At 70.1% G+C, this 4,738-nt stretch carries 4 protein-coding genes; 2 read left to right on the top strand and 2 right to left on the bottom strand.

Features of this window, described 5'->3' with window-relative positions:
• Nucleotides 1-195 precede the first annotated feature (195 nt).
• Nucleotides 196-798 carry a 3-isopropylmalate dehydratase small subunit gene (gene leuD / locus AB0M56_RS50245; RefSeq protein ID WP_364190696.1) on the bottom strand — a complete coding sequence of 201 codons (603 nt, stop codon included), beginning with the start codon at nt 796-798 and terminating at the stop codon, nt 196-198.
• A gap of 26 nt (nt 799-824) precedes the next feature.
• Nucleotides 825-2,252, bottom strand: a complete 1,428-nt coding sequence (gene leuC / locus AB0M56_RS50240; protein ID WP_364190693.1) for a 3-isopropylmalate dehydratase large subunit — start codon at nt 2,250-2,252, stop codon at nt 825-827.
• A gap of 143 nt (nt 2,253-2,395) precedes the next feature.
• Between leuC and AB0M56_RS50235 the strand changes: the two genes are divergently transcribed.
• Together AB0M56_RS50235 and AB0M56_RS50230 are read left to right on the top strand one after the other, a co-directional pair.
• Nucleotides 2,396-3,097: an IclR family transcriptional regulator gene (locus tag AB0M56_RS50235; protein ID WP_364190690.1), complete on the top strand. Its 702-nt coding sequence runs from the start codon at nt 2,396-2,398 to the stop codon at nt 3,095-3,097.
• Nucleotides 3,098-3,351: 254 nt separating this feature from the next.
• On the top strand, nt 3,352-3,882 hold the full coding sequence (locus AB0M56_RS50230) for a hypothetical protein (protein ID WP_364190687.1): 531 nt from the start codon (nt 3,352-3,354) through the stop codon (nt 3,880-3,882).
• Nucleotides 3,883-4,738: the final 856 nt, after the last annotated feature.

The following is a 4,738-nucleotide window of genomic DNA, read 5'->3' as shown; positions in this document are numbered from 1 at the left end:
CTTAGCGCACACGGTATTACCAACGCAGCACAAATTCCAAACGGCACGCGGAATTTTCCCTTGCCCGGGGAGTGGTTCCGCCTCCCGAGGGACCCTTCCGGGGCCGGGGGAGGTGCCGTTTGGTGTGGGCGAAGCAGCCTCTCGCGGGGGCACGGATTCCCTTTTCGAGCAGGGAATCCGTGCCCCCGGACGGGGCTAGGAGGCCGTGATCGGGGTGGTCACGGGCTTCCAGGAGGGCCGGGTCGATTCGAACTCGGTGATCTCTTCGGCGTGGCGCAGGGTGAGGCCGATGTCGTCGAGCCCTTCGAGCAGGCGCCAGCGCACGTAGTCGTCGATCTGGAACGGGGCGGTGAAGTCCTTGGCCCGCACGGTCTTGGTCTCGAGGTCGACCGTGACCTCCGTGCCGGGCTCGTTCTCGAGCAGCTTCCACAGCAGTTCGACGTCCGACTGCTCGCACTGGGCGGCGACGAGGCCGCCCTTGCCGGAGTTGCCGCGGAAGATGTCGCCGAAGCGGGAGGCGATCACGGCGCGGAAGCCGTAGTCCATGAGCGCCCACACGGCGTGCTCGCGGGAGGAGCCGGTGCCGAAGTCGGGCCCGGCGACCAGGACGCTGCCGCCGTCGAAGGGCTCCTGGTTGAGGATGAAGTCGTCCTGGGTGCGCCAGGCGGCGAACAGGCCGTCCTCGAAGCCGGTGCGGGTCACACGCTTGAGGTAGACGGCCGGGATGATCTGGTCAGTGTCCACGTTGGACCTGCGCAGCGGCACCCCGACGCCGGTGTGCTGGGTGAACGGTTCCATGGTGGGAGCTCCTGTCTCGGGAAGGGTCAGACGGTGGCCAGGTCGGCCGGGGACGAGAGCGTCCCCCGCACGGCCGTGGCGGCGGCCACGAGCGGCGACACCAGGTGCGTGCGCCCGCCCTTGCCCTGCCGGCCCTCGAAGTTGCGGTTGGAAGTCGACGCGCTGCGCTCGCCGGGGGCGAGCTGGTCCGGGTTCATGCCCAAGCACATCGAGCAGCCCGCCTGCCGCCACTCGGCGCCGGCCTCGGTGAAGACCTTGTCCAGGCCCTCGTCGATGGCCGCCTGGCGCACGCGCATCGACCCGGGGACCACGAGCATCCGCACGGACTCGGCCACCTTGCGCCCGCGCAGCACCTCGGCGGCCGCGCGCAGGTCCTCGATGCGGCCGTTGGTGCACGAACCGAGGAAGACGGTGTCCACCGCGATCTCGCGCAGCGGCGTGCCCGGAGTCAGGTCCATATAGGACAGGGCCTTCTCGGCCGAGGCGCGCTCGTTCTCGTCGGGGATCGTGGCCGGGTCGGGCACCGAGGCGCCCAGCGGCAGGCCCTGACCCGGGTTGGTGCCCCAGGTCACGAACGGGGTGAGCTCGTCGGCGTCGAGATGCACCTCGGCGTCGAACTCGGCGCCCTCGTCGGTGCGCAGCTCGCGCCACGCGGCCACGGCGGCGTCCCAGTCGGCGCCCTGCGGCGCGTGCGCACGGCCCTTCAGGTAGTCGAACGTCGTCTCGTCCGGCGCGATCATGCCGGCGCGCGCGCCCGCCTCGATCGACATGTTGCACACCGTCATGCGTGCTTCCATCGACAGCGCCTCGATGGCCTTGCCGCGGTACTCGAGCACGTAACCCTGCCCGCCGCCGGTGCCGATCTTGGCGATGACGGCGAGGATGATGTCCTTCGCCGTGACGCCCGGCTGCAGGTCGCCGTCGACGGTGATCGCCATCGTCTTGAACTTGCGCAGCGGCAGCGTCTGGGTGGCGAGCACGTGCTCGACCTCCGAAGTGCCGATGCCGAAGGCCATCGCGCCGAACGCGCCGTGGGTGGAGGTGTGACTGTCGCCGCACACCACGGTCGTGCCGGGCTGCGTGAGCCCCAGCTGCGGGCCGATGACGTGCACGATGCCCTGCTCGGCGTCACCCATCGGGTGCAGCCGGACACCGAACTCCTTGCAGTTGCGGCGAAGGGTGTCGACCTGCGTGCGCGACACCGGGTCCGCGATCGGGAGGTCGATGTCGACGGTGGGGACGTTGTGGTCCTCGGTCGCGATGGTGAGGTCGGGGCGGCGCACCGGCCGCCCGGCCAGCCGGAGGCCGTCGAACGCCTGCGGGCTCGTGACTTCGTGCACCAAGTGGAGGTCGATGTAGAGCAGGTCCGGTTCGGCACCTTCGCCTCGGCGCACGAGGTGGCTGTCCCACACCTTCTCCGCCAGCGTGCGAGCCTTGCCGGTCGGGCTGGTCATCTCCGGCTCCTTCCAAGGGGTTGGCCGGGAGCAAGGAACTCGGGCGACGTCCTCAGGCGGGGCGAGCCACGTCACGTGCGCAGCTCGAGTTCGTTTTTCCCAGATTCTGGACTTCCCAAACTTCGGGAAGTTAGTATCGCGTCGTGGGACAGCATAGCGGTATCGGAGTACTGGACAAAGCCGTGGCGGTGCTGCAGGCCGTCGCCGAAGACCCCTGTGGGCTGGCGGAACTCTGCACACGCACAGGACTACCGAGGGCGACGGCGCACCGTCTCGCCGTCGGTCTCGAAGTGCATCGGTTGCTGCGCCGGGGACCGGACGGCCGCTGGCGCCCGGGCACCGCGCTCGCCGAGCTGGCGGGCGGCTCGACCGACCCGTTGCTCGACGCCGCGAGCTCGGTGCTGCCGAAGCTGCGCGACATCACGGGCGAAAGCGTGCAGCTGTACCGGAGGGACGGCGTGCAGCGCGTGTGCGTCTCGACGGCCGAGCCGCCCAGTGGCCTGCGCGACACCGTGCCGATCGGCTCGCGCCTGCCGATGACGGCCGGCTCGGGCGCGAAGGTCCTCGCAGCGTGGGCGGATCCGCACACGCAGCGCACCATCCTCGCCGAAGCCGTGTACGGCGAGCGCACTTTGCTGGAAGTGCGCCGCCGAGGCTGGGCGCAGAGCGTCGCCGAACGAGAACCCGGCGTGGCGAGCGTCTCGGCGCCCGTGCGGGATTCGTCGGGCACGGTCGTCGCGGCGGTGTCGGTTTCCGGTCCCATCGAACGCATCGGCCGCAAACCGGGCGCGCGCTGGGCCGCCGATCTGCTCGCCGCGGCGGACGCGCTTCAGGAACGGCTTTGACGCTCCACTCCCGCTGACTCCCACCACTCTCCACCTCAGGCCGCCTCTCCTCCGGGGGAGGCGGCCTTCTTTTTCGGGTGGGCGCCGAACGGCCGTTCACCAAACGGCTGTTCGGCGCCCGAACCTGTGCCGATCATCTGAGCCGGCTGAGAATCCGGCCGCCGCCTTCACGAGCGCACGACACCCGTCGATGGCACCCTGTCCCCACTTCGCGGCCCGACCGGCCGCGACCCTCCCAGGTGGACGGAACCCCCATGACCGAACTCACCGACCTGATCATCGCCGCCCGACGCGGCGGCGGCGCCGCGGACCCGGCGGCCGCGCTGCTGCGGCTGCAGCGGGAGGTCGCCGCGTCCGCCGCCGAGGTACTCGGCTGGTTGCCTGGCGCCGGCGTCGACGAGCACGTGCTCCACGCCGAGCCGACCCTGACGTTGCTGCGGGTCGAGATCGGGCCCCGGACGGAGTACCCGGCGCACGACCACCTCATCCCGGCGTGCATCGCCGTGCTCGAGGGCCGGGAGACCAACACCTTCTACCGCGCGGACGGCTCGGCTCTGACGCGCGTCGGGGAGACCGACACGGCGGCGGGCTCTGTGCTGCCGATGGACGAGCGCGTGATCCATTCTGTGGCCAACCGGACCGCCGACCGGTCCGTGGCGTTGCACGTGTACTTGGGGGACCTCTTCCAGCTGTCGCGGACGATCTGGGACCCGGCCACCGGCTCGCCCGGGCCCTACAGCGACGAGCGGTACTTCGCGCTCGCCCGGACCACGGCGCCCGCCTGACAGTCCTGAGTAGACATATCATCTTGCCCCTGACCTGCTGATCCATGACGGCGCCCCGGCCGGCGCGGCTGGTCCGCGCTTCCGGCCGGAGCGCTTTTTTCTGTACTCGCGGACCCTGTCGCGGGTCTCGTGTTCCGTGCCGAGGGGCCTTTCCCTCGCTGAGTGAGCCGGGTGCTTCAGGTCAATTGCGGGCATCCGGTGCGGGCCCGATATCTCTCCCTGACACGGCTTCGGGTGGCCGAACAGTCGTTCACCGCGGGGCCACCCGCTCGGCCGAGTGCGGCCTGCCCTTGCGTCACGCGGAACGCCGATCCGGGGCCGTCGCCGGTCACACGCTTGGCCGAGTCTTCACGCGACCGGACCCGTGCCGGGCGTCCGGGGTGCGCACCCGTTGCCGCTCTTGGAGGTTCTGCTTTGTCGGGTTTCGTGGCCGGCTCCGGTCCGCCGGTCGACTCCTTTGCCGCCCAACGGGCGTCGCCGCCGCGGGGCCGCCGAACCCCGCCGCGGCAGGGGTTCCGACCCTCCCCGGGGACGCCCTGCCCGCCCCTCCGGGTCGCCGCGCATCGGATTTCCGACGATCGTCGGGCCGTCGTTCGTCAGTCCGCAAAGGACACTCCCGTGCCCGGGGCAAGATCGCCTTCCGCCACTGGAGAAGCACGTGGCCGCAGTGGTGGCTGGATCAAAACCGCTGGTAGAGCCCCACTCTGCGCGAACAATCGAACACAAGAGCGAATAAGGTGTCGGTTATTGTGACCGTTCCTGAGCCCTTCGAAAGGGCGGACCGCAGACACGCCAACGGAAAAACCAAGGGTCCCGTTTGGACTTCTCCGCCTTATGGGTAATACTATTGAAGAGT

Source organism: Amycolatopsis sp. NPDC051372 (assembly GCF_040682095.1).
Lineage (GTDB): Bacteria > Actinomycetota > Actinomycetes > Mycobacteriales > Pseudonocardiaceae > Amycolatopsis.
This window is presented reverse-complemented; position numbering and strand designations above follow the sequence as displayed.